The sequence below is a fragment of the Pseudomonas sp. NyZ480 genome, assembly GCF_029537255.1.
Lineage (GTDB): Bacteria > Pseudomonadota > Gammaproteobacteria > Pseudomonadales > Pseudomonadaceae > Aquipseudomonas > Aquipseudomonas taiwanensis.
Map to the genome: position 1 here is coordinate 2,052,368 of NZ_CP120626.1, position 26,177 is coordinate 2,078,544.

The 26,177-nt window shown below is 59.6% G+C and carries 25 protein-coding genes; 11 read left to right on the forward strand and 14 right to left on the reverse strand.

The features are described from left to right. Window positions 1–149: 149 nt before the first annotated feature. A complete protein-coding gene (locus P3R38_RS09485; protein WP_277687076.1) occupies window positions 150–1,091 on the reverse strand; it encodes an aromatic alcohol reductase in 942 nt (313 codons plus the stop codon). 98 nt (window positions 1,092–1,189) lie between these two features. On the opposite strand from P3R38_RS09485, the gene P3R38_RS09490 reads away from it, so the two are divergent. After that, window positions 1,190–1,639, forward strand: a complete 450-nt coding sequence (locus tag P3R38_RS09490) for a helix-turn-helix domain-containing protein (protein WP_182328745.1) — start codon at window positions 1,190–1,192, stop codon at window positions 1,637–1,639. Window positions 1,640–1,833: 194 nt separating this feature from the next. On the opposite strand, the gene P3R38_RS09495 is transcribed toward P3R38_RS09490, so the two are convergent. Further along, on the reverse strand, window positions 1,834–2,601 hold the full coding sequence (locus P3R38_RS09495) for a hypothetical protein (RefSeq protein ID WP_186598208.1): 768 nt from the start codon (window positions 2,599–2,601) through the stop codon (window positions 1,834–1,836). A gap of 611 nt (window positions 2,602–3,212) precedes the next feature. Here P3R38_RS09495 and P3R38_RS09500 point away from each other — a divergent pair. From P3R38_RS09500 to P3R38_RS09510, 3 genes are all read left to right on the forward strand, one after another. Beyond that, window positions 3,213–3,437 (forward strand): hypothetical protein, encoded by a 225-nt coding sequence (locus tag P3R38_RS09500; protein WP_277687077.1) that lies wholly within the window; start codon window positions 3,213–3,215, stop codon window positions 3,435–3,437. A gap of 79 nt (window positions 3,438–3,516) precedes the next feature. Continuing rightward, window positions 3,517–3,825 carry a hypothetical protein gene (locus P3R38_RS09505; RefSeq protein ID WP_023379863.1) on the forward strand — a complete coding sequence of 103 codons (309 nt, stop codon included), beginning with the start codon at window positions 3,517–3,519 and terminating at the stop codon, window positions 3,823–3,825. Further along, on the forward strand, window positions 3,815–4,036 hold the full coding sequence (locus tag P3R38_RS09510; RefSeq protein WP_277687078.1) for a hypothetical protein: 222 nt from the start codon (window positions 3,815–3,817) through the stop codon (window positions 4,034–4,036). The genes P3R38_RS09505 and P3R38_RS09510 overlap by 11 nt, the downstream gene beginning before the upstream one ends. Before the next feature lie 195 nt (window positions 4,037–4,231). On the opposite strand, the gene P3R38_RS09515 is transcribed toward P3R38_RS09510, so the two are convergent. After that, window positions 4,232–5,263 (reverse strand): YaaC family protein, encoded by a 1,032-nt coding sequence (locus P3R38_RS09515; RefSeq protein ID WP_277687079.1) that lies wholly within the window; start codon window positions 5,261–5,263, stop codon window positions 4,232–4,234. Window positions 5,264–5,946: 683 nt separating this feature from the next. On the opposite strand from P3R38_RS09515, the gene P3R38_RS09520 reads away from it, so the two are divergent. Then, a complete protein-coding gene (locus P3R38_RS09520; protein ID WP_277687080.1) occupies window positions 5,947–6,492 on the forward strand; it encodes a hypothetical protein in 546 nt (181 codons plus the stop codon). A gap of 603 nt (window positions 6,493–7,095) precedes the next feature. Here the strand turns inward: P3R38_RS09520 and P3R38_RS09525 are convergent. From P3R38_RS09525 to P3R38_RS09535, 3 genes are all read right to left on the reverse strand, one after another. Beyond that, window positions 7,096–8,400, reverse strand: coding sequence for an MFS transporter (locus P3R38_RS09525; RefSeq protein ID WP_277687081.1), 1,305 nt, complete (start codon window positions 8,398–8,400; stop codon window positions 7,096–7,098). A gap of 48 nt (window positions 8,401–8,448) precedes the next feature. Continuing rightward, window positions 8,449–9,459 (reverse strand): hypothetical protein, encoded by a 1,011-nt coding sequence (locus P3R38_RS09530; RefSeq protein ID WP_277687082.1) that lies wholly within the window; start codon window positions 9,457–9,459, stop codon window positions 8,449–8,451. Window positions 9,460–9,687: 228 nt separating this feature from the next. Then, on the reverse strand, window positions 9,688–12,390 hold the full coding sequence (locus P3R38_RS09535) for a LuxR C-terminal-related transcriptional regulator (RefSeq protein WP_277687083.1): 2,703 nt from the start codon (window positions 12,388–12,390) through the stop codon (window positions 9,688–9,690). Window positions 12,391–12,652: 262 nt separating this feature from the next. Between P3R38_RS09535 and P3R38_RS09540 the strand changes: the two genes are divergently transcribed. Continuing rightward, a complete protein-coding gene (locus tag P3R38_RS09540) occupies window positions 12,653–13,399 on the forward strand; it encodes an SDR family NAD(P)-dependent oxidoreductase (RefSeq protein WP_043099970.1) in 747 nt (248 codons plus the stop codon). Window positions 13,400–13,436: 37 nt separating this feature from the next. Here the strand turns inward: P3R38_RS09540 and P3R38_RS09545 are convergent, their stop codons facing one another. Both P3R38_RS09545 and P3R38_RS09550 read right to left on the reverse strand, forming a co-directional pair. After that, entirely contained in the window at window positions 13,437–13,886 is a 450-nt protein-coding gene (locus tag P3R38_RS09545; RefSeq protein WP_277687084.1) for a thioesterase family protein, read from the reverse strand. After that, window positions 13,883–14,974: an MBL fold metallo-hydrolase gene (locus tag P3R38_RS09550; protein ID WP_277687085.1), complete on the reverse strand. Its 1,092-nt coding sequence runs from the start codon at window positions 14,972–14,974 to the stop codon at window positions 13,883–13,885. Before P3R38_RS09550 ends, P3R38_RS09545 begins: the two co-directional genes overlap by 4 nt. A 218-nt stretch (window positions 14,975–15,192) precedes the next feature. Between P3R38_RS09550 and P3R38_RS09555 the strand changes: the two genes are divergently transcribed. After that, the gene (locus P3R38_RS09555) at window positions 15,193–16,887 is read left to right on the forward strand and encodes a DUF1302 domain-containing protein (protein WP_277687086.1); all 1,695 of its coding nucleotides are present in this window, start codon (window positions 15,193–15,195) and stop codon (window positions 16,885–16,887) included. Between the two features lie 124 nt (window positions 16,888–17,011). Then, window positions 17,012–17,767 carry a YCF48-related protein gene (locus P3R38_RS09560; protein WP_277687087.1) on the forward strand — a complete coding sequence of 252 codons (756 nt, stop codon included), beginning with the start codon at window positions 17,012–17,014 and terminating at the stop codon, window positions 17,765–17,767. Here P3R38_RS09560 and P3R38_RS09565 read toward each other — a convergent pair. Both P3R38_RS09565 and P3R38_RS09570 read right to left on the reverse strand, forming a co-directional pair. Then, window positions 17,706–18,856, reverse strand: a protein-coding gene (locus P3R38_RS09565; RefSeq protein WP_277687088.1) for an IS3 family transposase whose coding sequence is annotated in 2 segments (ribosomal slippage) — window positions 17,706–18,613 and window positions 18,613–18,856 — 1,152 coding nt in all. Because the reading frame shifts where the segments join, the coding sequence is not laid out codon by codon here. The genes P3R38_RS09560 and P3R38_RS09565 overlap by 62 nt on opposite strands. Before the next feature lie 60 nt (window positions 18,857–18,916). Continuing rightward, entirely contained in the window at window positions 18,917–19,840 is a 924-nt protein-coding gene (locus P3R38_RS09570; RefSeq protein ID WP_277687089.1) for an MFS transporter, read from the reverse strand. 87 nt (window positions 19,841–19,927) lie between these two features. Here P3R38_RS09570 and P3R38_RS09575 point away from each other — a divergent pair, with 87 nt between their 5' ends. Continuing rightward, window positions 19,928–20,695, forward strand: coding sequence for an IclR family transcriptional regulator (locus tag P3R38_RS09575; protein WP_023379959.1), 768 nt, complete (start codon window positions 19,928–19,930; stop codon window positions 20,693–20,695). Window positions 20,696–21,206: 511 nt separating this feature from the next. Here the strand turns inward: P3R38_RS09575 and P3R38_RS09580 are convergent. The 4 genes from P3R38_RS09580 to P3R38_RS09595 form a co-directional block, all read right to left on the reverse strand. Further along, window positions 21,207–22,121 (reverse strand): AraC family transcriptional regulator, encoded by a 915-nt coding sequence (locus P3R38_RS09580; RefSeq protein WP_104881946.1) that lies wholly within the window; start codon window positions 22,119–22,121, stop codon window positions 21,207–21,209. Window positions 22,122–22,250: 129 nt separating this feature from the next. After that, window positions 22,251–23,120: a hypothetical protein gene (locus tag P3R38_RS25085; RefSeq protein ID WP_347176211.1), complete on the reverse strand. Its 870-nt coding sequence runs from the start codon at window positions 23,118–23,120 to the stop codon at window positions 22,251–22,253. Between the two features lie 247 nt (window positions 23,121–23,367). Then, the gene (locus tag P3R38_RS09590; protein ID WP_104881944.1) at window positions 23,368–24,291 is read right to left on the reverse strand and encodes an NADP-dependent oxidoreductase; all 924 of its coding nucleotides are present in this window, start codon (window positions 24,289–24,291) and stop codon (window positions 23,368–23,370) included. 57 nt (window positions 24,292–24,348) lie between these two features. After that, entirely contained in the window at window positions 24,349–24,780 is a 432-nt protein-coding gene (locus P3R38_RS09595; RefSeq protein ID WP_277687090.1) for a DoxX family protein, read from the reverse strand. Window positions 24,781–25,075: 295 nt separating this feature from the next. On the opposite strand from P3R38_RS09595, the gene P3R38_RS09600 reads away from it, so the two are divergent. Beyond that, a complete protein-coding gene (locus P3R38_RS09600) occupies window positions 25,076–25,813 on the forward strand; it encodes an SDR family oxidoreductase (RefSeq protein ID WP_019099091.1) in 738 nt (245 codons plus the stop codon). Window positions 25,814–25,840: 27 nt separating this feature from the next. Then, the gene (locus P3R38_RS09605; protein WP_104881942.1) at window positions 25,841–26,095 is read left to right on the forward strand and encodes an Atu4866 domain-containing protein; all 255 of its coding nucleotides are present in this window, start codon (window positions 25,841–25,843) and stop codon (window positions 26,093–26,095) included. Window positions 26,096–26,177: the final 82 nt, after the last annotated feature.

A 26,177-nucleotide genomic window follows, 5' to 3' on the forward strand; every position in this document is an offset into this window, starting at 1 on the left:
ATGGAGTGGCCGCTATCGACCCATTGGGGACACTGAGGCCCTACGCTGAAGTCTAGACAGCTTGTCGCCCTCTAAACGCTCAACCTAGTTATCAGCGTCCACTGTCGAGCCTAGGAGTTTCTCGGCAAGTCAGCTACCTGTCGTCACGCTCACTTGCCCCCAAGGTTCGCCCGAGCCCATTGCTCAGCGGTGGTTACTGGAATCGACTGCTGTTCGTTGAAGGTTCCCGATTTAGGCCATGCCACACCTCTGCCCTGTGCGAACACAGCACGGTACTTTTTGATGTGATGAGTAGGGTCTTTTCTCAGCTCATCCATCAGGAACGGAACAGTCCACACGTTAGTTTTGAACGGACGCCCCAGCGCATGTTCGAGGATGTTCGCGACTTGTCCATACGACACCGTGTCGCCTGAGAGATAGACAATCTCGTTGCGGAAGCGAGGTTCGAAGAAGACGATTTCCGCCGTGAGAGCGCCGATGTCGTCTGGTGTAGTGAGCGTCACGCTGTTCTCAAGACTGCCGAGAGCGTTAACGGTGTCATTGTCGAAGTCGACGACCTCAAATACTGGCTCGAAAAGGAAGCTGGTGAACATGCCCGTCGAGATAATGACCCATTCAGTTTTGTCTTGCGCACGAAGCGCCTCGCGTACATCGAGTTGAGAATCGAAAAGATCTTGGGGGCTGCCCCGACCGATCACTTCGAAATCCACGCCAAACTGCCACGGGAAGTAGCGCTTCACCCCCGACCTTAGCGCTGCGGTTGCCAGTTTCATGGGGGTTTCTCGACCCGCGACCATGCCGGCACAGCCTATGACGGTATCGAACCGGGCGAACACTTCAGCTAACTGTTCAATTGAATCGTTCACCAGGTCCGCTGCGACCATCTGAATGCCCAGCCCGCGAAGCTCATCGATTTCGGCCTTTTTCTCCGGTATCTGGGTGTTGATGGTCGACTCTCGGAGAAGAACGCTGATTTGGGAACCGGGTGCGCGTTTTGCCACTCGCACGAGATTGCGCAAAACCGGGAGACCAAGTTCCCCGGCGCCGAGAACAAGAATGGATTGAGGGGCAAGTGGGGTTGCTTCGGTCATGATTCCTCCTGAGGCGTGATGCCTATAACATGAGCAAATGCTGGCATGATCAGGCAGTACTCGTAAGAAGGCACACGCGTGATACCTAGGAGGAATAAATGACCAATCAGGACGCTCTGAGCCAGGCAGAAGCCATCTGCCAAACGCTCCGAGAAGATGATGATGGCGTCAGGCGGGAAGTCCTCGCTCACGCAGGTAGCCGATGGTCATTGGGCATCCTGCATGCCTTGGGCGTGTACGGCACGATGCGCCACGCCGAGATAAAAAGACAGATGACTGGGGTGACCCAGCGAATGCTCACCAAGACGCTACGCGCCATGGAGCGGGATGGATTACTGCTTCGACGGGAGTTCGAGGAAATTCCGCCGCGCGTCGAATACGAGCTGACGCCGCTGGGTATGGAGCTGTTGGTTCGGATGTCCCCCGTTTGGATGTGGGTGGTCGAAAACGCTGAGGAATTCCGCGAGGCGCGTCGCGCTTTCGACAGTCAAGGTGAAAAGAAGCCCGCCTGGCAAATCCCCACCCCGGCACTCTTTGATCCAGAGTAATCGATAGCGTGCACCCTCATTCAGATAAGTAGCACTCGATTTGACCTAGCAAAAACCGAACGCATGCCTTTGGCCTACAGCCGTCCTTCGCGAAGGGCAGCTATGGGTCGAATGCAGCCGGTCGTGGGTGACCGCTTTCGACCCTTAGCGGCCACTGGAGACCGGCTGAAATCGGTTGCCCACTGCAAATTAAATTAATAAGAATCGACAAATTCCCGTTCAATTATTGTTCCGACCAACCACACCAAAGAAGCTGGGGTAATCCAAAGCATCACAACCACTGTCAATATTCCCATTACACTATAAATATCCTGATAGTTCCCTGGGCTAACAAACGACATATATGCCGGGGCCGCAAACATGAAAATCCCCAGGATAATTTCACAAAGTACAATCCCAAACGCGTTGCCATGCTCCCTCAAGTGCCGGTAAGAATCTACCAAGCCGCCACTGGCATCCTTTCTTTTTTTCGCCAAGTCCCTATAAAAATAATATAGCTTATCTCGCTGCAAAACACACTTTACAACTATTACAATCTGAGAGATCAAGACATTGCAGGCCAAAAATACCACGGCAGAAAACCAGATTTTTGGAAGCCCCTCAACCGAGCTAACCAAGCTAAATATCAGTGCCAAGTTGGCGCACACCACCACACGTATCGCACTTGATATTCTTTCAATGCTCAAAAAAGGCAAAGGGCCTTTGGGGATCGAAAACCGACCTGCATGCAATACCAAAATAGGTGCACTTGCCAGATATGAATACACAAGGCCGACACCAAAAAATATCCCGACCTGGACCAGATCAATGGGCTCTCCGGGCTTGACGAATATAAGCGCTGAAAGCGCCTTGTTTTTCTGCACAAGGAAAAACAGGATGATTGCGCCCAACACCGCTCCAACGCTGTACCTAAGAGCATAGAACTCCCAAAAACGAGATGAACTTTCCTCACCCTGCTGCATTTTATTTCCTTTACATTGCTAAATCGCTTTACGATGGAGGCTGTGCACAGTTGTGCATTTTTTCCGTGGGGGCGCCATTGCGCCGCAATCCTTACACATAGGCTGCAGCCACTGGAGACCAAATGCCAGTTGGCTAGGGAAGAAGAATTGTAAATGCCGTTATGTTGGTTCAATATCATCAACGATCGTAATCGGTTTCTCGCGGTATTCTAACCGCCTGTATTCTCAAATACGGATGGGCCACAAGTGCGGTTCACTGTTCCCAAGACATTTAGTCCAGCAGATGATGGCTTTCACACATCATCCGGACATGCCTAGCATAATCCCAGTGCGCTTCAAAATGCCATCATTGCAGCTGAACTGATCCGCAATCTTTCACAGGGGACTTAGGATCAGAGTCGAGCAGGCAACATACGTGGTGGCCAACTGATTCCGGACACTGCCCCGATATCGCTAAGGCAGTTCTTGTTCGAACGTCTTCTGAAGACCGTTTGCTGCCCTCCACGAACGACCGCTCTGGGTCGATAGCAGCCACTCTGGGAGTGCAAAAATTCACCAGTAGCCCCTGGCATGCTATCTATAATGGTTTGACCGAAAAATGGAGTGGGACCGTGGACAAGCGCAGCTTCATAGGAATGGTTGAGGCTGGAGAGCCACTGATTCAGCAGGCCATTGATGCCATGCGGGAGTACCACCAGGCCCAGGACCGTGGTGCTTCTACAGAAGAGGTGGAGCGCCTTCGCCTGCTGGCGGAGTCCCTGTTTGAGGCGGTTTCCGACTACCAATCGCGAGTGATTGCGAAGGCTCGCGGCAAGGATCTACCGGCTTTGCATTAAGCCGCTGTTCGACATTTGCCCGAAAACGCACCGATGTATACGATACTGTATCTATATACAGTATTGGTGTCGGTGAGCTATGTACTTCCTCGTTGTTCGTCGCCGAGTACGCGGCGTGGCAATCCCAGCGGACCAGCTTCGCAAGGTCAAACCCCTGAAAGCTGACATCCACATCGGTGAGCATCATTCCGAGGTGCTTGGCCGGGTGGCTACCCAGGCATGGGTTTTCAACCCAACGCCGAGCGGCGACATCATCCCGCGCCTGCTCGATGCCAAGGTCAACGGCATGGCCCAGCTCGGCATGAACATCAATGGCGTGGAGGAGGTCGACGGCGTGCTCTACGCGCAGTCTTGGTGGTGCCGGGCGGAGGGGTCGTATGGCAACTAGCCTCCCGCCGGCCTGGTTGGCCGAACTGAACGACCAGGGCTCCCTGGTCACCGATCCGGACGGACGTGCCGCCGTGCTTTGTGAGATGGCTTTTGCCGCTCATCGCCGCCGAGAGGTGGACGATGTCGAGCTATCCGAGATGCTGGAGTTTGCCGAGGCTGCGCGGCTGTGGGCGATCGAGCATGAGGGGGCTGGCGGGGTGTCAATTTGAGAAGGGGGATAGGGTCGGCAGAATGCCGGAGGAGGGGTGTTTTGCTGTCTAAAACCGCTCGAATGCTTCCCGGTTTTACTGGGCGAAAGTCGCTGCAACTCGCCAAACCGTATTAGACAGAATCGACGCATAGGCCGCTAACGGCGCGGCCTGATGTCGATTTTCCACACTACTGCTGCATTACCAGAACGAAATTTAATGATCTCCTTCAAGGGCCTGAATGACAAGTGTGCAATAGTTTTCTTGAATTATTCGCATGGACTCTCGAATAAGTGGCATGATGAAATCCCCTTTCTGCTGGCCTCGCATCATCCCGAGCCAGTAAGTTGGGTGATATCTGGATAAAGTCCCAAGGAAAAACGCTAGTAAGAAGTATCTTCCGAGTTTCGGGATTTGAACGCCATTGGGGAATGGAGCTATAATTGATGTGTATGGGTAGTTGTCGTTTTCAAACTGCGGAAGGTTTGATGGCAATGCGCCGTTATCTTCATGCGGCAGCCTAAATGTGAAATGCCCATAGGTATGGACAAAGTTATGGGTATACGAATGCCTCATTGATATTTCAGCTGAGAGCGAGAATTGTTCTCGGAGGATGCTTTCATCCTGGAGACCATCTGCACTTTGAAATACGTCAATGTCAGTATGAGCGTTAGCGATGTTAAAGATGAATGACTGGTAGTTATTAGCGGTCTTTCCAAAGCTCTTTTCGTATATCGCCCTAAGCTCCGGTACTCTGGAGATGATATCTCCAAAGGTAAAGGATGTGCTCGGAAGGTCGTCTAAATTATAGCTGCGTGTTATGTATGTTCTACTTGGGTATGGTCCGGTGAAAACCCACGGCAGTTCAAAGTTATTGAGATTGATTAACTCAAGAAACGTACCTTTTGTTACTGATGCGGACAGGCTTCCGGGATCTTGATTGTGAAGACTTTTTCCCCAGCCGTTTGACGTTAAGCCATGTGATGGCGGAAGCGCGGCTTCTCTCAGGATGGGGGATAGTAGAAGAATCAACCCTCGACTTAAAGCTAACGTTCCATAGTATTGTAGCACCGGTCGAACAAGTAAGTCGGCGTCTGCAGCTGAGCTGAAGTACTCGCGACCTTGTGCGAGAGCAGAAACAATTTCGCTGGCCTTTCCAGTATTGAGCTCTCTGTTGTGCCGCTTCTGAAATAATTTCTTGACTATGTCAGTGCTTTCGTAGAGGGATAATCTGGCCCAGCTGTCCATTTTTTTACTCGCCATGCTCACGAAAATTCGGGGCCCGCATACAGTGGACCCAAGTAGCCATCGATCCTAACTCATAAAGCCTAGTTTTAGGGCAAAAATCGATTCCAAAACCCGAGCGTCGACCCTTGCAGTATGCGGCCTGTAGCCACTCCGTTTCGTCTTTGTTTTGGAATCGATTTCGCCGATGACGCCGCATGGAAAGGGCGCTTATACCACGGTCTTGAAATCCGTTGACCCGCGCAAAACCACCTGTGCAGGCCGCATGCTACCGTTTGCAAAACGCTCGAAAACTCTTATTTTTGGTGGTCTTCCAGACGCTATATCTTCAATAGAATCATAAGCTTACACGCCTTTGAGACGCTGCATGGGGTGCAAGGGGTCGAGTGTTCGAATCACTCCGTCCCGACCAAATAACTCCAGAAAATCCAGTCACTTAGCGGTGACTGGATTTTTTTATGCCTTTCTTTTTTGCCACGTTAGCAATTTCGCCCCACTTTTTGCCCCACCGAATGAGTGGCAGCAGTTGCCATCCAGCGTGTCATGATCAGGCTGCAAGCACTACGCGCTTCTCCGCATGCGGTTGATGGAGTGATCTCTCATCGGGGCGAGATGAAGCAGGAGGATGTCGACAGGTTTGTCAGCGCCAGTGGCGAAACCGCGAGGCGCTGAAGAAGAAGGGCGGGGTGACCGCGCTGCTGGTCAGCGGCAATGTTCAGGGCCAGCAGATCGCCTGTGCTTCCTTCCTGGCCACGACGCCGCTCGTCCAGCTCGACAGCCATGACTTCGTCGCTGCGCAGAAATCCGCCGACGGCAAGCTTCAGGTCAATCCGGCTCGTCTGGGAGAGGTCATGGCCGTTCGCATGGCCCTGGCTCGCACCGATGCCGAGTATTTCTCGCTGATCGCCGAAAAACTGCGGCAGACGCCGGGCCTGAGCTCCGCGCAGTACCAGAGCAGGGCCCGGGAGCTGTTCTCCGAACTGGCCCCGACCTACCTTGCGCGCGTCAAGCAGCAGATGCCGCTGCCCGGCACCCAGTACTCCATCAAGCGACTGGACAATGAACGCTTTGCCTTCAGTACGCCCAACGGCGGCGAATACGAGTACGGGAATGATGGAATGACTCTGCATCAGGACAACATCACCTGGTACGGCGATGGGATGCTGATGGGGCAGCAACATACGCTCAAGATTGCCTATTACCCCGATGCCGTGGTAAGCCGTATCCACTAGGAGATGCGATGGTTCCTTCCAGCCTGACGCGTCGAAGGCCAATCACTCCATGTCATGGACGACTTAGTTGTTCAATCCGCATCTAGAATGACCGGGGTGCGGATCTTTATCGTTGGCTACGTATCGAATGAAGGTGGCTCACGGCCGATGGGCGCCCGGTCCGAGCTGCAGCTATCGACGATGGATTTAACCCGTGAACGCAACACGCTGAACTCTAGCAGGCAGGTTTTGCAGCGCCCCCCAAAGCTGCCGCTATATCCACCAGCCCGGCTTTTCGCCTCAGCTGTTGACGAGCAAATCTTTGTGAGGATCGGGCGTTTTCGTTACTTCCATCTCCGAGGAATGATCGGGAACGAGGAGTGTGCCTCTGGACGATTCAACAAGTCCATCCATTACTGATGGTTTATTCATGCGGTACTGACACCTTCTGATCTGGGGTAGCGGGTCATGCGCGCTTGCCCGAACAAATGACGCTTCGCTTCGGGGACATAAATGTGGCCGAGGCGGACGAGCATGTCCATCTCAGTGCCGATGGCCCCGCGACGGCCAGTACACCTCCAGTCAGTTGGATCGTTGGGGGATTCTATGGGCGGTGTCGCGGACTCAAGCGGCGCGAAGGGGGATGGTGGCCGGGCGCACAACCGCCAGGACGATGCCGGCGGCCAGCATGTAGAGCCCCATCACGAATAACAGGCTATAGCTGCTGCTGCCGCTGGCGGTATTCAGTGCGGTAGTGATCGGTGGGCTGATGGCGCCTCCCAGATTGCCGATGCTGCTAATCATAGCGATGCCGGCAGCTACCGAGGCGCGCGGCAGATACTCGGAGGCGAGGGCGAAGAAGACCGGCGTGACCGCGGCTATCCCCAAGATCGCCAGGCAGAGACCGGCCAGGGAGATGCCTAGCTGGCCCTGGCCAAGGGTGATGACTAGCAGACCAATCATGGCCGCCGATGCTCCTAAGCCGAAGTGCCAGCGCCGTTCGCGGTGGCGATCCGAACTGCGACCGAGGAGCAGTACCCCGGCGATGGCGAAGAATTGTGGAACGGTGGCGTATGCGCCGATCTGCAGGACATCGGAGACGCCCCAACTGCGGATCAGGGTCGGAGTCCAGAACACCATGCTGTAGGTACCGGCGACCATCAGCAGATAAACCAGCGACAGCGCCCAGACCTTGAAGTCGGCCAGCAGGCCAAGCAACGAGCCATGGCGAGCGCTGCCTGGCGCCTCGGCTTGTTCCTCGAATTGCTGGCGCAGCCGGGCCTTTTCGTCGGTGCTCAGCCAGTAAGCCTGTTCGGGGCGGTCGACCAGCACGTACCAGGCCAGCAGGCCGAGCAGCGGGGCAGGGAGACCCTGCAGGAGGAACAGCCACTGCCAGCCGTGCCACTCGTTGGTGCCGTGCAGGTACTTCATGATGGCGCCCGACAACGGGCCGGCAACCAGCGCGGCGATGATGGCGCCCAGCAGGAACACGGCAATCATCCGCGCACGCCGTGCCGGCGGGTACCAGTAGGTCAGATAGAGAAGGGCGCCTGGGGTAAAGCCGGCTTCGAATGCGCCCAGGAGGAAGCGCAGGACATAAAACTGCAAGGGTGTGCGCACGAACATCATCGCCATCGCCACCAAACCCCAGCAGACCATGATGCGCAGGAGCGTACGACGCACGCCGACCCGTTCCAGCATCAGGTTGCTCGGTACCTCGAACAGCAGGTAGCCGATGAAGAACACCCCGGCGCCCATGGCATAGACGGTATCGCTGAATGCCAGCGTTTCCTTCATCTGCAACTGCGCGTAGCCGACGTTGATCCGGTCGAGGAAGGCCACAACGTAAGCCACCAGCAGCAGTGGCATGATTCGCCAGCTAATCTTAAGGTACATCGCGTTGTCGTTCTGGGACGCTTGTGTGTTCATGACTGTCTCCTTGTAGTCGTTGCTTGGTGGGCGTACCGAGAAATGCAATTAAGCTTCAAGCGCTAGAGCGCAGAACCAGCGCACAACGTCGGTATGGCTGCCATTAGTGGGGCATGCGTCGATCAGTTCGACGGCGCAATCGATCATCTGGTCCAGCGGCTGGCGCAGCGCAGTCAGTGAGTGCTCTGGATAGGATGTGTCACGGATGTCATAAAAGCCGATCAGCGCCATGTCCTCGGGCCCCGCAGGGAGGTGTTCTGGCGAAAGTGGGCTAGTACGGCGATGGACATCACGTCGTTGCCGCAAAGCTGCTCGTCGATGGCCGGTGCGGCTATGCTGAAGAGATGGCCGGCGGTTTGCCTTAGCCCGTCGGACGCTTAGGGCCCGTATCGCTGGCCACGAGCCGGTGACAGTGCTCCGTGAGGCCCTGCCCGAACCCGTGCAGGCGGTTGGCAGCGACGGGGAATCTAGGTTCGCCGGAGACGATTGCGCAGGCTCGGCGATCACTGCCCGGCCACGTAAGTGGTGACTTCGCGACCTATGCGCTGATTGTTGTAGCAGACAGACCAAACACGCAGCTCCACCACCCGCCTGTTGAGGAAAATCACAGCGATGCCTTTGCTCGCAGTGTTCGGACATGCGCGAAGTTAGTTTCGCGGCAGTCACTACGATGGTATCGACCTGATACTGCAGGAGTTTCGGCATCGACTCGTCGGCATCGCCGCCAGGCGGCGAGACGAACATCAGCAACTGCCGGCTGCCCCGGCGAAGACGTGGGGCAAAGTCGTCAAGTAGTGCTCGGCAGAAGGGAATGTCCTGACTGAAGATCATCTGCAGGACGATTCCGGTCTTGCGCCGGCTCAAGGAGTGGGCAACAGCGTTGGGCCAACAGCCCAGCTCATTGGGGATGGCGAGGATTTGCCAGCGCAGTTCAGGCGATATCCGAGAATGCTCGTCGAATGTGCGCTTGATATTCGAGGTCACCATACCCAGGCACACGGTGCGGTCTTTGGTGGTGGTCCGCATGGTGGCGGAAGGCGGTGGGTTGACGCGGGACATAAGCGATTCCGGTGGCCATGCAACCTATGCGTACATGGCCTGGATGCTACTCGTGCCCCTCGGGAGGCGAGACCTCCCCCTATGAGGGGGGAAACCTTCAGGTACCGGATCGGAAGCTCTCGTCGACCATATCCAGCGCTGACTCGCCGCCGTCGGTGGCACTGCGGGAAAGACACTCGGGAGGAATCGGGCGCGCGGCGTCGCCCAGGGTGATTGGCAGATGCGGCGCTACTCGATCAGGTTGTGGTTCTTCGCCCAGATCATCGCGTCGTAGCGGCTGGACACACCGAGCTTGGCGAAGATGTTGCGCAGGTTCCACTTCACCGTTTCCAGTGTGATGTCCAGTGTATGGGCGATGCGCTTGCTCGACATGGCCTGGGCCACCAGTGCGAGGATGTCGATTTCGCGCTTGGTCAGCACGGCCTGGGTTTTGGTCGGCAGGGCGCGGCGCGGGCGGGGAGCGCTGGCGTTGACCGCGAAGGGGTCGTTGAGCTTGGCGAGCAGCTCTTCGGTGTAGGCCAGCACCTCGCCTTCCAGCGCCTGCTCCTCGACCAGGCGGGCGAGCAGTCTTTCCGCCAGCGGGCCTTCATCGATGAAGGTGCGGACCAGGCCGAACCGCTGTCCGTCGCTGACCGCCTGGCGTGCGCGCTGCAGGGCTTCGTCGGGGCGCTTGAGGTCCTCCAGGGTGGAAGCCGCGAGCAGGTCGGCCAGCACCGCCATGCGGCCGCGATCGAAGGCTTTGGCGTGGGCGCGAACGATCTCCAGCTGAGCCAGGGTCTGTTCCGAATCCTCTGCCTTGAGGATTCGCGCGCGGGCCAGTGCGGCGATCGCCGGCAGTTCGGCACGGGCGCCGCGCTCGGTGCCATGCTGGCGTGCCAGTTCCTCGAGGGTTTCCAGCAGTTCGCCGGCCCGGCCGCGGCTGCCTTTGAGCAGCAGCACGCGGATTTCCTCGCCCAGCAGATGCGCCACCGGGCGGACCTGGCCAAGGCAACGCAGGTGGGCGATCTGCTGTTCGAGGAACGCCAGCGCGGCCTCGGAACCCTTCTGCAAAAGGTCCAGGCGTACACGGGTGACGTTGGTGCGCACGATCACGTCCGGCACCGAGGAATGCAGCAGGCCGAAGCGGTTTGCGATGGTCTCGCGGGAGTCGTCGATGCGGTCGAGTTCGTAGAAGACCTCGGTCAGGGCGCTGGCGCAGAGGTTGGTGCAGATGGAGCGGCTGCCGCCCTCCCGGGTGGAGTGCTCGAGCAGCTGCGAACCGACCTTCTCGAAATCGCGGAAGTACCCGGCGGTGATCAGGTTGGTGGCGTTGGAGAACTCGGCGACCATGGCCATGTCGTTGCCACGGTCCTCGGGCGGGATCGGGTGCTGGTCGAACAGCCGGCGGGCGTCGCTGTAACGGCCGGCCGCGGAGTAGGCGACGGTCAGCGCCGACAGCAGCACGTAGCGCAGGAAGGGGTTCTCCACGCTGGCATCGCGCAGCGGTTCTAGCAGTTCGATGACCAGATCGGTGTCGTCGTCCTGCACGGCGATGGCGGCACGGATCATCGGCAGGCCGTTGGCGATTTCCGGCAGCCCCTGCAGGTCCGCTGTGCTCAGGTGTTGCAGCCAGGCCTTGGCCCGAGCCGGCCGCGAGGTCAGCGACACCGTCAGGCAGGCGAGGAAGAGCAGGCGCTTGTGGCGCAGCAGCACCTCTTCGGGTAGGCGCTCCAGCAGGTGCAGCGTCGGCCCCAGGTATTCCAGGCTCCAGGTCGAGGGCGCGGTGCGCTCGATGACCTGGGTGGCGAAGTCCAGGTCCTCCCCCAGGCTTGCGTGGCGCACGGCTTCGGTCAGGCAGCGGTGCTCGGCGAACCAGCGTGCCGCGCGCTGGTGCAGTTGCTTCTGCAGGTCGCCGCCGTGGCGAGCCAGGCGGCTGGCGAGGAATTCGCCGAACAGCGGGTGCAGGCGGTACCAGGCCAGGCGGTCGTCGGAGTCGACACGGTAGATCAGCAGGTTCTCGTCCTCCATGCGCTTGATCAGCTCGGCGGCGTCGGCCCGGTCGCTCACCGCACGGGCCATGGCGGCGTTGAAGCGGCGGAACAGCGACAGCGCCTCGGCGAACTCCACCAGCTCTGCCGGCAGGTGCTCGACCACCTCTTCGCTGAGGTAGGTCTGCAGGTCGCTGGAGCGCCAGATCAGGTCATGCAGGATGGAGCGGGTGTCCGGGCGGTTCTTCAGCATGATCACGATCAGCTGCAGGCAGGACGGCCAGCCGCTGGTGAGTTCGTGGATCATGTTCAGTTCGTCGGCGTTGAGCTTGTCGCGGCCGAGGTTCTCCTCGACGAAGGTGCGCGTCTCGGCGGGGTCGAAGGGCAGGGTGACGCTCTCGATCTCCACCACCTGCTGCATCACCCGCAGGCGCGACAGGCTCAGCGGTGGCGCGACCCGCGAGGCGATCACCAGATGCAGGTTGCCGGGGCCCTGGTCGAGCAGTTTCTGCACCAGCTTGTGGGCCAGCGGCACCTCGACGTGGTGGTAGTCGTCGAGGATCAGGTACAGCTCCTTGGACAGGTTCTCCGCGGCATCGACGATGGCGGCGATGGTGGCATCCATCGCGGTGGCGGTGCCGTCTTCCTGCAGCAGGTCGAACTCCACGCCCACGCCCAGCCGGCGCAGCGCTTCGATCAGGGCGGTGCAGAAGGGCGCGTAGCCCTTGTCGTCGGCGGTCAGCGAGATCCAGGCGACTTCGGCACCGGCCTTCAGGCGGGCCTGGCGCCACTGCGCCAGCAAGGTGGTCTTGCCGTAGCCGGCGGCGCCGGTGACCAGCGCCAGGCGGCACTCGTGCATCTGGTCGAGCTGGGCGATCAGGTTGGCGCGCGGCACGTGCTTGGTGCCGATGCGCGGCGGCGAAAACTTGGTCGACACCAGGTGTCGGGCGGGATTTATTGTCATTTTTTTCCCTGACGCTTGATGGTTGGCCGCGAGCGCCGGTCCTTCGCAGGGGCGGCGGCGCGGTCAGGCATGAAGGTGCAAAGGCGACCGTACTGGAGTGTCCGGAGAGCGTCAAGGACCGTCAATCCTGGCCTTTTTCGAGGTCCCGGCGGACGTCCGCCACCCCCTAAAAAGGGGGTGGGACGCCCGCGCCAGACGCTGCCTAAGCTCGACCGCCGGCCGCAGTGGCCGTACGAATCACGAACCTGGGAGAAGCACGCGCATGAATCTGCACAACAAGGTCGCCATCGTCACCGGGGCCGCTTCGGGGCTCGGCCTCGCCACCTGTCGCGCCCTGGCTGCCGCCGGCGCGCGGGTGGTCGGCCTGGACCTGCAGCAGGAGCGCCTGGACGTCGCGCTGGGCGGAGAAATCCGCGGCATCGCCGTCGACGTGGCCGACGAGGCCAGTGTCAGCGCCGCCATCGAGCAGGTGGTGGGCGAGCACGGCGGCCTGCACCTGGCGGTGAACTGCGCCGGCATCCTCGGCCCGTGCAAGACCCTCTCCAAGGGCCAGCTGTTCCCCACCGAACTGTGGAACCGCGTACTGGCGGTCAACCTGACCGGCACCTTCAACGTCATCCGCCATGCGGCCCTGGCGATGAGCGCCAATGAACCGGACGAGGGCGGCGAGCGTGGCGTCATCATCAATACCGCGTCCGGCGCCGCGCGTGAGGGGCAGATGGGCCAGGCGGCCTACAGCGCGAGCAAGGCCGGGGTCATCGGCATGACCCTGCCGATCGCCCGTGACCTGGCCGAGCATGGCATCCGCGTGGTGAGCCTGGCGCCGGGCCTGTTCGAGTCGGGCATGTCCGCCGGCATGCCGGCGAAGGTCTCCGAAACCATCGTCAACAGCCTGTTGTTCCCCCGGCGCATGGGCCGGCCCGAGGAGTTCGCGGCGCTGGTTCGCCACGTGGCCGAAAATTCCTACCTGAACGCGCTGACCCTCGACATCCAGTGCGGCACCCGCTGAAACCGCTGGGCGGCGCTGGCTGGCGCCGCCCGAACCTTCAAGCCGGCTCGGCCTGAACCTGCAAGCCTTCCAGCACCTGGCGCAGCGCCCCGGGCAGGGGCACCGGGCGGCGCGTTTCGCGGTCGACGTAGACATGCACAAAATGCCCTTTGGCCGCGCAGGTCCGCTCGTCATTGCGGAACAGCCCGATCTCGTAGCGCACGCTGGAGTTGCCGATGCTCGCCACGCGCAGCGCGGCATTGACGGTATCGGGGAAGCTCAGCGAAGCGAAGTAGTTGCACTGCGTCTCGATCACCAGGCCGATGGTGTCACCGGCCAGGTAGTCCAGGACGCCATGGCGGATCAGGTAGCTGTTCACCACGGTGTCGAAGTAGCTGTAGTAGACGACGTTGTTGACGTGGCCATAGACGTCGTTGTCCATCCAGCGGGTCGGGATCGGCTGGGTGAAGGCGTAGGCTTCCAGGGCCTCGGGTTGCGGCTTGCTCATGGCTTAGTTTCCTCGGTGACGGCTTCGCTGCGCAGGCGATACCAGGCGACGCCGTCGCTGTCGGTCTCGACTTCCAGTTCGCCGCGATGCAGCAGGTGGTTCAGGTGTGCCAGGCTTTCCCCGGTCGCCAGGCTCATCAGGCTGCCGTCGGTCATGGGTATCGGTCGGGAGAACAGCAGTTCGAACGTATCGATCGCGCGCCGTGGCCGCTGCAAGCCCTGGCGCAGCCGTTGCAGCGTGGCGAGCAGGCTGTCGCGCAGCTGGTCCAGGCGGGCGTGCAGGCCATGGAAGGGTTCGCCATGGGCCGGCAGCACCAGTACGTCGTCGGCGATGCGCTGGCGCAACACCACCAGCGAGACCAGCCAGTCGCCTATCGGGTCGGCGTCGGGTTCGATGGGGTGAACCGAGAGGTTGGATGAAATCCTCGGCAGCACCTGGTCGCCGGTGATCAGCAGGCGCCGCGCTGGATCGTACAGGCAGGCGTGCTCGGGGGTGTGGCCGGCGCCGACCACCACTTCCCAGTGGTGATTGCCGATCCGCACGGACTCGCCGTCGCGGATGCGCCGGAAGCTGTCGGGCAACTGCCAGATCATCCGGCCGAAATTGCCGAAGCGTGAGCGGTACATCGCCAATGCATCCTCGTCCCAACCGGCCCGGCGGTAGAAGGCCAGCCCCTCGGGTGGCGCCTCGCGTCCGGTATCGCCGGCCAGTACCCGGCACTGCATGTACTCCAGGCGGGTCATCCACAGGCGGCAGTCGAAGCGATCGCAGAGCCAGCCGGCGAGGCCGACATGGTCCGGATGCAGGTGGGTGACCAGCACTCGCTGCAGCGCCCGTCCGTGCAGTGCGCCATCGAAAAGTTGCTCCCAGGTCTGGCGGGCCTCGGGGCTGTTGATGCCGGTGTCGATCAGGCTGTAGCCGCTGTCGTCGTCCAGCAGCCACAGGTTGATCGCTGCCAGGGACGGCGGCAGCGGCATGCGGGTCCACTGCACCCCGGGGGCCACTTCACGCATTTCGCCGAAGGCCGGACGCGGGCCACAGGGATAGGTCAGCCCGCCGTCGTGCCGGGGCCGGTTGTCGTTGTCCATCGTCGCTCCTTGGTGATCGCCTGCCGGCGGCCGCTGTGCGCGCCGGCCAGGTTGTCAGGGTGGCCGCGCGAGGAGGGGGGGAGTGCCCCCAAAAAAAGGGGGGGAGTGCTTTCGCCGGCCGCTGGCACCCTTGCTCCACTCGATCACTGAATGAGCGTCTTCCTGGCTTCGCGCCATCGGCCCGCGGCCTGGATATCGAGGGGAGAGAGGACACACACATGGCCAACGACAAGAACAAGATGATGAAGAATCAGCCAGCTGTATCCCAGGCACTGAGCGCGAGCGTCCTGGTGTTGTGCGCTTTGGGTGCGGGCAATGCCCGGGCCATCGAGATCGATACCGGTAACCCGGACGTGCAACTGCGCTTCGACAATACCTTCCGTTACAACCTCGGCAAGCGTATCGACGACCAGAAGCAGGCGATCCTGAAGAACCCCAACAACGACGATGGCGACCGCAATTTCAAGAAGAACAGCATCGTCGCCAACCGCATCGACATCCTCAGCGAGAGCGACCTGGTCTACAAGCAGAAGTACGGTGCTCGCGTGAGCGCCGCGCTTTGGTACGACGATGCCTATGCCGGGAGCCTGGACGGCGACAACACCGCCACGTCCAACCACCTCAACGGCGACGGCCGGCCGGCGCAAGGTCTGAGCCGCTACGCCAACCGCTACTACGAAGGCCCTTCGGGCGAAATCCTCGACGCCTTCGTGTTCGGCTCCTTCAACTTGGGTGACTCGCCGCTACAGATGCGTGCCGGCCGCCACACCGTCAACTGGGGCGAATCGCTGCTGGGCAGCGGCGCGATCCACGGCATTTCCTACGGCCAGGCGCCGCTGGACCAAGGCAAGGCCCTGGCGCTGCCCGGCATTGAGGCCAAGGAGCTGTACATCCCGCGCACCCAGCTGTCGACGCAGCTGCAGGTCAACCCGGAGCTGTCGTTCGCCGCCCAGTACTTCCTCGAATGGCGGCCGTCGCGGGTGCCGGAGGCGGGCACCTACCTGGGCTTCTCCGACATCTACCTGCAGGGTGGCGAGTCGTTCATCCTCACCCCGAACCTGCGCGCCACCCACGGCGACGACATCGAGCCGCATGACTCCGGCGACTGGGGCGTCATGGCACGCTGGACCCCGGAGGCGCTGGACGCCACCCTGGGCCTCTACGTGCGCCGCTTCTCCGACACCCTGCCGCAGGTCATCCTGCTGCAGACCCGCAAGCCGCAGTACTTCATGGACTACGGCTCGGACATCGACATGTACGGTTTCAGCCTGTCCAAGGAAGTCGCCGGCATCAGCTTCGGCCTGGACCTGAACTATCGCCACAACATGCCGCTGGTGAGCAGCCCGGCGCGGGTGACCTCGCTGGCCGCGCTGCCGGACCGTGGCGACATCCTCGGCGCCCGTGGCGACACCGTGCACGGCGTGCTCAACGCCATCGGTTCGGTTAGCTCCACGCCGCTGTTCGACGCCGCTTCCTGGGCCACCGAACTGACCTGGAGCCGCTGGGTGTCGGTCAATGACGACGCGCTGAACCTGTTCAAGGGCAGCTCGCAATACAAAGCCGTGTCGACCAACATCGACGCCGTGACCCGCAACGCTTACACCATGGCGGTGAACTTCACGCCGACCTGGTACCAGGTGTTCCCGGGCGGCGACCTGAGCATGCCGCTGAGCTACTCGGTGGGCCTGCAGGGCAACTCGGCGGTCGCCTCCGGCGGCAACGAGGACGCCGGCAGCTATGCCGTCGGCATGGCGCTGGACCTGTACAGCCGCTACCGCTTCGACCTGAAGTACGTCGACTACTTCGGCGACTTCTCGAAGAACGCCAACGGCGCGGCCCTCACTCCCAGCGGCAGTCAGTCCCTGCTCGAGGACCGTGGCGCCCTGTACTTCACCTTCAAGACCAGTATCTGAGTGCAGAGCGTGTCGCGCGCGGAGCCAGCCCGGCTCCGCGCGCGAAACGGCGGCGGGCGCCCTGGCGTCCGCCGCACCGACCCGGTGACTTCCTGCCGGGGCACAACCGATGTGAGGGCAACAGATGTTCAGAAGAATCCTCGGCGTTCCGCTGGCCTTCGGCTTGGCCGTGCTGGCGGGTGCGGTCACGGCGCAGCCAGCCTTCGTCGCGCCCATGGACGTTCCGGCGCCGGCAAGCGCCCTGGCGCTGAAAGCGCCGCTCAACGCACTGGCCGTGGCCGGGCAGCGCCTGGTGGTCGCCGGGCAGCGCGGACACATCCTGTATTCCGACGACGGTCAGAGCTGGACCCAGGCCGCGGTGCCGGTCAGCTCCGACCTCAATGCCCTGGCGTTTCCCAACCCCCAGCAGGGCTGGGCGGTGGGGCACGAAGGCGTGATCCTGCACAGCGCCGACGGCGGCCACAGCTGGACGCGCCAGCTCGACGGCCCGCGGATCGCCGAACTGCTGAAGCGCCAGTACGGCCGACCGGCCAACCCGGACGACCCCGACGCGGCGCGCCTGCAACACGAGGCCGAACTGGCCGTTGCGCAGGGTGCGGACAAGCCGCTGCTGGACGTGTGGTTCGAAGACGACAAGCGCGGTTACGCCATTGGTGCGTTCAACCTGATCCTGCGCACCGAGGACGGCGGCCAGCACTGGACGCCCTGGCTCGACCGCGTGGAAAACCCGCGCGGTATGCACCTGTACGCCATGCGCCCGGCGGCCGGCACGCTGTTCATGGTGGGCGAGCAGGGGCTGGTGAATCGCCCCGGGTTTCCTAGACACTCTCCAAGCTCAGAAAATAGCGTTTCTCATACTCTACTGGCGACAGCTGCATAGCACTGCTGTGACGACGTTTTGGGTTATAGAACATCTCGATGTAATCGAAAATATCACTTCGGGCTTCGTCACGCGTTGCGTAAATCTTTCGTCGGATTCGCTCCCGCTTCAAAAGCTGGAAAAAGCTCTCGGCTACGGCGTTGTCATGGCAGTTTCCTCGCCGACTCATGCTGCTAATCACGTTGTTAGCCTTCAAGAAGCTTTGCCAATCTGAGCTACTGAATTGACTGCCCTGATCTGAATGAATCATCACTTGCTGCTGTGGCTTGCGGCGCCACACGGCCATCAACATCGCGTCGATCGCCAGGTCGCTGCACATCCTGGGCTTCATTGACCAGCCAATCACTTGGCGGGAAAACAGATCCAGCACTACTGCCAGGTACAGCCATCCTTCATAGGTGCGGATGTAAGTGATGTCTGTCACCCAGACCTTGTTCGGCTCACTGACCTTGAACTGCCGCGCAAGGCGGTTTGGCGAGGCGACGGTTGGCTTTCCGCCATAAAACCCTGGGCGCCGACGATAACCCGTTTGTGAACGCAGCCCCTCTGCCTGCATCAAACGTCTGACTCGATTTCGCCCACAGATCTCTCCCAGCTCTCGCAGATCATCGTGAATCTTGCGATAGCCATACACACCTCCGCTTTCTAACCAGGCATGCTTGATCAAGCCAAGCAGGCGTTGATCTTCTTTTGCTCGGGCAGATTGAGGCTCGGCCAACCAAGCGTAGTAGCCGCTGGGGTGCACCTTGAGGGTTTGGCAAAGGCGCCGCACCGGGTAATCCGTCGAGTGCTTCTTGATGAAGGCGTACTTCAGCCGCACTCCTTGGCAAAGTACGCGGCGGCCTTCTTTAAGATGTCTCGCTCTTCCGTCACGCGCTTGAGCTCAGCACGCAGCTTGCGCAGTTCGGCTTGCTGGTCATCGTCTTGCTGACGCTGATCTTGGGGTTTGCTGTAGAGCTTGATCCAGGCGTAGAGACTGTGAACGGACATGCCCAGACGCTGGGCAACATCGGCGACAGGCTTGCCTTTCTCGGTCACTTGTTTGACCGCTTCAATCTTGAATTCTTCAGGGTAACGCTGACGACTCATGGCACGTCCTATTTGGGCCTCATTATGAGGTTTGAAGGTGTCTACGAAACCAGAGGCGATTCATGGCACGGTGAGCCCAAATCCTAGACCAAGGCAAAGTCCGCCCTCGATCATCAACGTCAGGTCCTCTGCGGTCACAAACGCCAAGTGCGCCAGCGCGTAAAAAGCCAATCCGAAAATCAGTGTTCCGTGTTCGCCTGCCTTGCGGGCAGCAATGGGCATGACGGCCGCTGCCCCCACCGCAACCAGTGACACACCAGACAGAAAGTACCCGACCTGGGCTTCATTGAGACCAATGCCATGCAACCGCAGTGGCAGCATGATGATGGCGCTGAAGAATACGATCATGGAGAGCGTGGCTAACGCATACACAAGCCTCAGCGCAACCGAGGGGGTACGAGTGATCTCGCCTGCTTCCGTCGAGTGCCTGGTAACGGAAGGCTGAGGGACGCATACCAGCACCAGCACAAGCAGCCCCCACGCGCACAGGTACAGCGCGAATGGCCACTGCCATCCCACGTTTGCCAGAAGACCGGCTGCAGAGAGAAAGAGCACGCCGCCCAGCTCGATTGACATGCCTTGCATGGCAATCATGTTCAACCGGGCATTGCCTTCGTAGAACTCCGAGATCAGCCCGGTTCCGGCGGCCATGATCATGGCCGTCGATCCTCCCAGAAGGAGTCGGTCTACGAATATCGCTGGGCCGTGAAAAATGAAGCCCACCATGCCTAATAGCCCGTAGGCAAACAGGCCAAAGCACAAACTCTTGTATAGCCCGATTCGGTCGATGAGTTTGCCCGCCATTGGCCCAAAGACGATGACACCCAGCGACGGGACAGTAACCAGCCAACTGGCAGCGCTACCGAAGCCCAGTTTGTGAGCAATGGTAGGCAGTCCCGGGACGATGACGCACCCGACCATGATGGTCAGCGACGCGACTGCCAGTAGCACGAGAGATCCTGATCGAGAAAGTGGTGGATTCATGGGGTGTCCGTTTGGTGGAACAAATGTCCGGATAACGGAACAGAGCATGTTGGGTTATCCTGTCGATGTCAACGAGAGGATCGACGAATGGTAAAGGGGGAAGAGGTGACATCTGAGGGAGAGGGTGCTGGAAAGCAAGTCATCGCGCGTGCCGCTGCGGTGTTGAAAACGCTGGAAAATCAGCGCGATGGATTGAGCCTGAGCCAGGTTGCCAAGGCGTCCGGGTTGCCGCGCACGACAGTGCATCGCATCGTGACGGCGCTGGAAGCTCAGCAGATGGTGATTACCGGAAGCTCGGGGATTCGTCTGGGGCCTGCACTTGTTCGGCTTGCGGCGTCTGCCCACACAGATCTGGTGGCGATTGCCCGGCCTTATGTCGAGAGCCTCGGGCGGCGTACCCGTGAGACTGTCGATGTCTCCGTGTACAAAGGGCTTCATGCCATTTCCGTGGATCAATATCCCTCGGATCAGGAACTGCGCGTCGTTTCTCCGGTGGGAACAGCATTTCCGATCCATTGCACCGCGCATGGCAAAGCACTGCTGAGCGCATTCTCGGAAGCGCTCTTGACCCAGATGCTGACGGCACCCCTGGAACGTCGCACAGCGTCGACCATCGTCTCTCTCAATGTGCTGATGGAGGAAGTGAGTGTCGCCAGACGACAAGGGTGGGCCATCGATCAGGAAGAGCACGCCCAGGGTGTTTGCGGTATCGGCGTGCAAATTCGCAGCGGGTTATCGGAGCACTATGCCATCTCGCTGGCAGTCCCGGCACTGCGCTTCCACACCAATCTGGAAGCGCTGAAGGCGGCGTTACTTCAATGCAAGGCAGAAGTTGAAGCGGTGATTGGGGTGTGAACATCCCCTGAGGTGTCTCGTCGAGAGCAGCCGTTCACCCTAGGCTCTGTACGAAAAGCCTTGATACTCGGTGATGCTGCGTTGAAAACAGCCTCGGAATGCTCATTTACAACCCGTAAACTCCGCTTCCTCGGCTGTTTTCGCCTTGCCTGACCTTCGTCTCAAGACTTTTCACACAGAGCCTAGGCCGCTTTCGACCCAGGGCTGCCAGTGGGGTCAGAGGTGATCTTTGTGGGAGCGGGTTTACCCGCGAACACGGGCGTAGCCCGTGCCATCCTCCGCGTTGCCTGCTTCTCGGCGATTCTACGCCTCGATGAACCCGCTCCCACAGCGTTCGCGTCAGCCTTGGAAAATGAGCAAGGCCAATGCTTTCGCAACGGCCGCTTTGGGTCGAGGGCAGCCGGTCACGACTGTCCGCTATCGACCCATTACAGCGGCCGATAAGGTACCGCAGCACATTCTGCTCGATATCCGCCATCAGGGTTGTTTTAGCCAAGCCTTCGGCAGCACCTTACCCGAGAGACCGAAGCTTCGCGATATCTCGGCTCGGGGGAGCCCCAAACATCCGGCTGTATTCACGGCTGAACTGTGACGGACTTTCATAGCCCACTTTGAATCCGGCTGTAGAAACATCCATACCCTCTGAGATCATCAACCTGCGTGCATGGTGCAGGCGAAGTTGTTTTTGATACTGCAAAGGACTCATTGCGGTGACAGCCTTGAATCGATGGTGAAGCGTCGAGTTACTCAGATTGACATAGCTCGCTAGCTCATCAATGTGCAAGGGCTGTGCATAATTGTTGTTCAGCCACTCAATGGCCCGAGTGACGCGATGGGTCTGGCTATCCGTTATGGCTATCTCATGTAAACGCTGACCCTGCTGGCCTTTGAGCAGCCGGTAGAAAATTTCTCTGAGTGCTAGCGGTGCCAACGCTGGGATATCCGATGGCACATCCAACAGACGTACCAATCGCAGCATCGCATCGAGCAAGGAGCTATCGATCTTATCCAGATATAGCCCTCGGTGGGGCTGTTGGCTCGGCACGCCGATAGGACTGACGTCGGCGATCAGCTGAGCGATTTCTGCCGGATCGATATCCAGGCGGATGCAGAAATAGGGCTTTTCTGAGGATGCCTCTGTCACTTGACCCGCTAGAGGCAGGGTTACCGAGACGACCAGATAGTTCAAAGGGTCGTAGACATAGCTTTCTTCCCACAACTGCACCTCTTTACGGCCCTGCACAACGATGCATAGCCCCGGCTTATGTACAGTGTGGATCACATCGGTTGGAGTATCACTGCGTATGAAATGCAGCGGAGCAATTCCCGTCTGAAACACGCCGTAGGTGGGAGCATAACGATGCATGGTTGATGCTAGCTCGGCCCTCAGACGCGTCAGCTCTTCGTTCCTATCATCCACTGCCATTACCTCCCGTTAGGCTGGTTCTATTGCAGAGAATAAATTGGTCCGCAGTCTTTTGGGTAGATGCTAATAGACACCCTTCAAATGCAAGAGCCCGGCGGGCCGGGCTCTCGGTAGGATGGGCTATATACGTCAGGCATAGGTGGCACGATCCGTATCGACTTTAGCCACTCGACGGGCATTAATACGTTCCGCACCATCTTCAGCCACACGGCGATCATTCAGGCGATCAGCACCACCCTCGGCCACGCGACGGTCATTGAGACGATCCGCACCACCCTCGGCCACGCGGCGATCATTCAGGCGATCAGCACCACCCTCAGCCACACGGCGGTCATTGAGACGATCCGCACCACCCTCGGCCACGCGACGGTCATCGAGACGATCCGCACCACCCTCGGCCACGCGGCGGTCATTCAGGCGATCCGCACCACCCTCGGCCACGCGGCGGTCATCGAGACGATCTGCACCACCCTCGGCCACGCGGCGGTCATCGAGACGATCCGCACCACCCTCGGCCACGCGACGGTCATTGAGACGATCCGCACCACCCTCGGCCACGCGGCGATCATCGAGACGATCCGCGCCACCCTCGGCCACGCGGCGATCATCGAGACGATCCGCGCCACCCTCGGCCACGCGGCGGTCATTGAGACGATCTGCACCACCCTCGGCCACGCGACGGTCATTGAGACGATCCGCACCACCCTCGGCCACGCGGCGGTCATTGAGACGATCCGCATCACCCTCGGCCACGCGGCGGTCATCGAGACGATCTGCACCACCCTCGGCCACGCGGCGGTCATTGAGACGATCCGCACCACCCTCGGCCACGCGGCGGTCATCGAGACGATCCGCACCACCCTCCACCACAAGGGGGGCCATCACTTCTTTGCAGGTCTGATTGGTCCAACGGCCAATTTCTTTGGCCGGCAGTGCCATCGAACTTGCACTGACAGCAGATAAGGCAATTCCAATCATCATTGAATGTACAGTTTTCATGACAGCGACTCCGTAATTTGCGATGGATTCGTTGCCGGTTGTCAGTGCAAAGCGTGACGTGGATTCCTGTTTGTTGCAGGCTCGGTCGCTCTGATGGCCGGCGGCAGAAGCGGTCTCGCTTTCTGCTTGGGCTCAGATTACGGTGGCGATAAGCAGGCCGTTATTTGGTTCCTGCGAGGCTTTTGCATATTCCTGCGCAGGGCCGCCTTCTGGCAGATTCACTCGAGCGTAGGGCCTTCGAGGTTAATCACCGATTCACATCGAACACCAGTTTGCCGCGAGTATGTCCCCCCCGGCTTAGCATCAAAGCCTCAGCCGCGTTGGAAAGCGGAACGACCTCAACCTCGGCGTGTAGCTTCTTCTCAGCAAACAATTTCGCTATCTCCGCTAACTGGCGCCCGTCCGACCGGGTTGCGAAGTTTTTGCCGACTACGCCGTACTCAAGAGCTTTCTGCACGTTGGGTGTGCTGACAGGCGAGACTAACGCCCCACCGCGATTGATCACCGTCCAGGACCGATCCTGAGTTTCTCCGCCGATCAGATCAATGACGGTATCGACATTGCTGACGATGTTCTCGAACTGTTGTGCGGTGTAATCAATGAACTGATGGGCGCCGAGTGATTGGAGGTAGTCTCGGTTTCTGGCTGAGCCCGTTGCCACTACATGAGCGCCGGCCAGCCGTGCTAACTGGACCGCGAAACTACCCACCCCTCCTGCAGCTCCGTGAATCAAAACAGTCTGGCCTGGCTTGATTTCGGCGTGTTCGTGCAGCGCCTGCCAAGCAGTAAGCGCTGCGGCAGGAATTCCACCGGCGTGAAGAAGTGATAGCCCATCGGGTTTGTGCGCAAGCCTGTCGGGCGTTGCAAGAGCCTGAGTGGCGTAACCACCGACTATTCCAATGAATCCGAACACCTCATCACCCACAGCGTATTCATGAATATTCTTTCCAACTGCTGCAATGGTGCCAGCAACCTCGACACCCGGCGTATAGGGGAAGGACATTGGGATGAACTGCTTCATGGCCCCCGAGAGAATCTTCCAGTCGATCGGATTGATTCCGCTCCCGGCAACGTCAATCAGAACCTGGTCATCGTTGGGCACCAGCTCTTCACGCTCTATCAGCTCAAGCTGCTCAACCTGACCGTACTCTGCCACTTGTATAGCTTTCATGAACTTCCCCGTCTGTAGGTATGGTTTATCTAGTCGATGTTTGGCAGCGCGCGTCAGTTACTGGCGACGTGCGTCCACGCTGAAGCGGCCTGCGCCGTAGGCCACGATCTGCAGCAAACCGCCGGCCATCGCGATGTTCTTGAAGAAGTGAATGAATTGATTTTGATCGGCCAGAGCACTGTGGAAGATCACCGCAGTGAGGACACTGAAAAGCGCCAACCCTGCTGCGACAACACGGGTTTTATAGCCGGCGATCAGAGCTACACCGCCGGCTATTTCTACAAGAATGGCAAGCGCCAGCGCTAAGGAAGGAAACGGCAGACCAACTGAACTGATGTAGCCGATCATCATGGCCGGCGCGCTTACCTTGGATACGCCTGAGAGGATGAAGATCGCGCTCAGAAAAATGCGACCCAATAGTGCAACGGCACCAGTTATTGCAGCCGAAGGATGAGAGGCTGAGCTTGAAATGGTGGTGGCGTGAGGCATGGCATACGTTCCTTGATGTAAGCATTCCGGAATGGAGCGCTGGTAGGAGTAAGTTTGGAACAGCCGCACATAGCTGAATAGCCGCTTAATTTCGTTGTTTACGTTCGATGAAATAGACAAGCGTGTTTGCTTTTCGCCTGCTGGCATTGCATGACGTCAAACGCCAACCGCTTACGCAGGATCGTGCATGTTGACCGCAGGAATCGGATAACCCAGCCCAGCCAAGTCTTCTTACTCTTGCTTCACCACCTGCTTGCCGGCGGTGGCCTCTTAAGCCAGAAACAGGAGTACGAAAATGCACGGCATCGAACAAAAAGTCATCGTGATCACCGGCGCCAGCAGTGGTATCGGCGAAGCGACAGCCCGCCTGCTTGCCAGCAAAGGCGCTCGCGTGGTCCTGGGCGCCCGCCGCACCGATCGCCTGGAAACTTTGGCCAGGGAGATTCGTTCAGCAGGCGGTGTCGCTGATGTCCTGGCGCTGGATGTCACCAACCTGGATGACATGCAGTCCTTTATCGACTTCGCTGTCGAACTGCACGGACGCGTCGACGTGCTGATCAACAATGCCGGCGTCATGCCGCTTTCGAAACTTGAAGCGCTCAAGGTAGATGAGTGGAATCGGATGATCGATGTGAACATTCGCGGCGTCCTGCATGGCATTGCCGCAACGCTGCCGCTCATGCAAGAACAGCGCGCCGGTCAGATCATCAATATTGCCTCGATTGGAGCCTACGCGGTGAGCCCGACCGCTGCGGTGTACTGCGCTACCAAATATGCCGTACGAGCCATTTCCGAAGGTTTGCGCCAGGAGGTGGGAGGTGACATCCGGGTCACCGTCATTGCCCCAGGGGTCACCGAGTCCGAACTGGCCGACAGCATTTCCGATGAGGGTGGGCGTGCCGAGATGCGCGAGTTCCGCAAGATCGCGATTCCAGCCTCGGCGATTGCCCGGGCGATCGCCTACGCCGTAGAACAGCCCGCGGATGTCGATGTCAGCGAACTGATCGTGCGTCCAACCGCAAGTCCATTCTGAATGTCCGGTCGACAGCGAGGAAATGCCATGGGTGAACCACTTGGAGATCAGGACAAATACGTTGGCATGTGGGTGACGGCTGACGGTCACATTCGCCATGAGCTCCTGCCTGGCGGTCGCTATGACGAGGCCCGCGGAGGGCAACAAAGCGCGTACCAAGGTCGATACTGGCTAGAGGGTGATCACATCGAGTATGTGGATGACACCGGATTTACTGCCGACGGGGAGTTTCGCAGCAACGTGCTGTATCACGCAGGGATGATTCTCTATCCCGAGCGTTGAAGGGCTGGCCGGAATGGAGACATTCCGGCTTTTTTTTGATTTTTTCCTTTAAGAACACGCATCCAGAGCGGGTTCTTTGCGT

Bases quoted from the DNA above. Each gene is read 5' to 3' on its own strand.
- P3R38_RS09575 (WP_023379959.1), top strand. From the start codon at position 19,928: ATGGTAAAGGGGGAAGAGGTGACATCTGAGGGAGAGGGTGCTGGAAAG.
- P3R38_RS09530 (WP_277687082.1), bottom strand. From the start codon at position 9,459: ATGTCCCGCGTCAACCCACCGCCTTCCGCCACCATGCGGACCACCACC.
- P3R38_RS09605 (WP_104881942.1), top strand. From the start codon at position 25,841: ATGGGTGAACCACTTGGAGATCAGGACAAATACGTTGGCATGTGGGTG.
- P3R38_RS09490 (WP_182328745.1), top strand. From the start codon at position 1,190: ATGACCAATCAGGACGCTCTGAGCCAGGCAGAAGCCATCTGCCAAACG.
- P3R38_RS09545 (WP_277687084.1), bottom strand. From the start codon at position 13,886: ATGAGCAAGCCGCAACCCGAGGCCCTGGAAGCCTACGCCTTCACCCAG.
- P3R38_RS09495 (WP_186598208.1), bottom strand. From the start codon at position 2,601: ATGCAGCAGGGTGAGGAAAGTTCATCTCGTTTTTGGGAGTTCTATGCT.
- P3R38_RS09510 (WP_277687078.1), top strand. From the start codon at position 3,815: ATGGCAACTAGCCTCCCGCCGGCCTGGTTGGCCGAACTGAACGACCAG.
- P3R38_RS09590 (WP_104881944.1), bottom strand. From the start codon at position 24,291: ATGAAAGCTATACAAGTGGCAGAGTACGGTCAGGTTGAGCAGCTTGAG.
- P3R38_RS09525 (WP_277687081.1), bottom strand. From the start codon at position 8,400: ATGAACACACAAGCGTCCCAGAACGACAACGCGATGTACCTTAAGATT.
- P3R38_RS25085 (WP_347176211.1), bottom strand. From the start codon at position 23,120: ATGAAAACTGTACATTCAATGATGATTGGAATTGCCTTATCTGCTGTC.
- P3R38_RS09560 (WP_277687087.1), top strand. From the start codon at position 17,012: ATGTTCAGAAGAATCCTCGGCGTTCCGCTGGCCTTCGGCTTGGCCGTG.
- P3R38_RS09570 (WP_277687089.1), bottom strand. From the start codon at position 19,840: ATGAATCCACCACTTTCTCGATCAGGATCTCTCGTGCTACTGGCAGTC.
- P3R38_RS09595 (WP_277687090.1), bottom strand. From the start codon at position 24,780: ATGCCTCACGCCACCACCATTTCAAGCTCAGCCTCTCATCCTTCGGCT.
- P3R38_RS09505 (WP_023379863.1), top strand. From the start codon at position 3,517: ATGTACTTCCTCGTTGTTCGTCGCCGAGTACGCGGCGTGGCAATCCCA.
- P3R38_RS09485 (WP_277687076.1), bottom strand. From the start codon at position 1,091: ATGACCGAAGCAACCCCACTTGCCCCTCAATCCATTCTTGTTCTCGGC.
- P3R38_RS09600 (WP_019099091.1), top strand. From the start codon at position 25,076: ATGCACGGCATCGAACAAAAAGTCATCGTGATCACCGGCGCCAGCAGT.
- P3R38_RS09580 (WP_104881946.1), bottom strand. From the start codon at position 22,121: ATGGCAGTGGATGATAGGAACGAAGAGCTGACGCGTCTGAGGGCCGAG.
- P3R38_RS09540 (WP_043099970.1), top strand. From the start codon at position 12,653: ATGAATCTGCACAACAAGGTCGCCATCGTCACCGGGGCCGCTTCGGGG.
- P3R38_RS09550 (WP_277687085.1), bottom strand. From the start codon at position 14,974: ATGGACAACGACAACCGGCCCCGGCACGACGGCGGGCTGACCTATCCC.
- P3R38_RS09535 (WP_277687083.1), bottom strand. From the start codon at position 12,390: ATGACAATAAATCCCGCCCGACACCTGGTGTCGACCAAGTTTTCGCCG.
- P3R38_RS09515 (WP_277687079.1), bottom strand. From the start codon at position 5,263: ATGGACAGCTGGGCCAGATTATCCCTCTACGAAAGCACTGACATAGTC.
- P3R38_RS09555 (WP_277687086.1), top strand. From the start codon at position 15,193: ATGGCCAACGACAAGAACAAGATGATGAAGAATCAGCCAGCTGTATCC.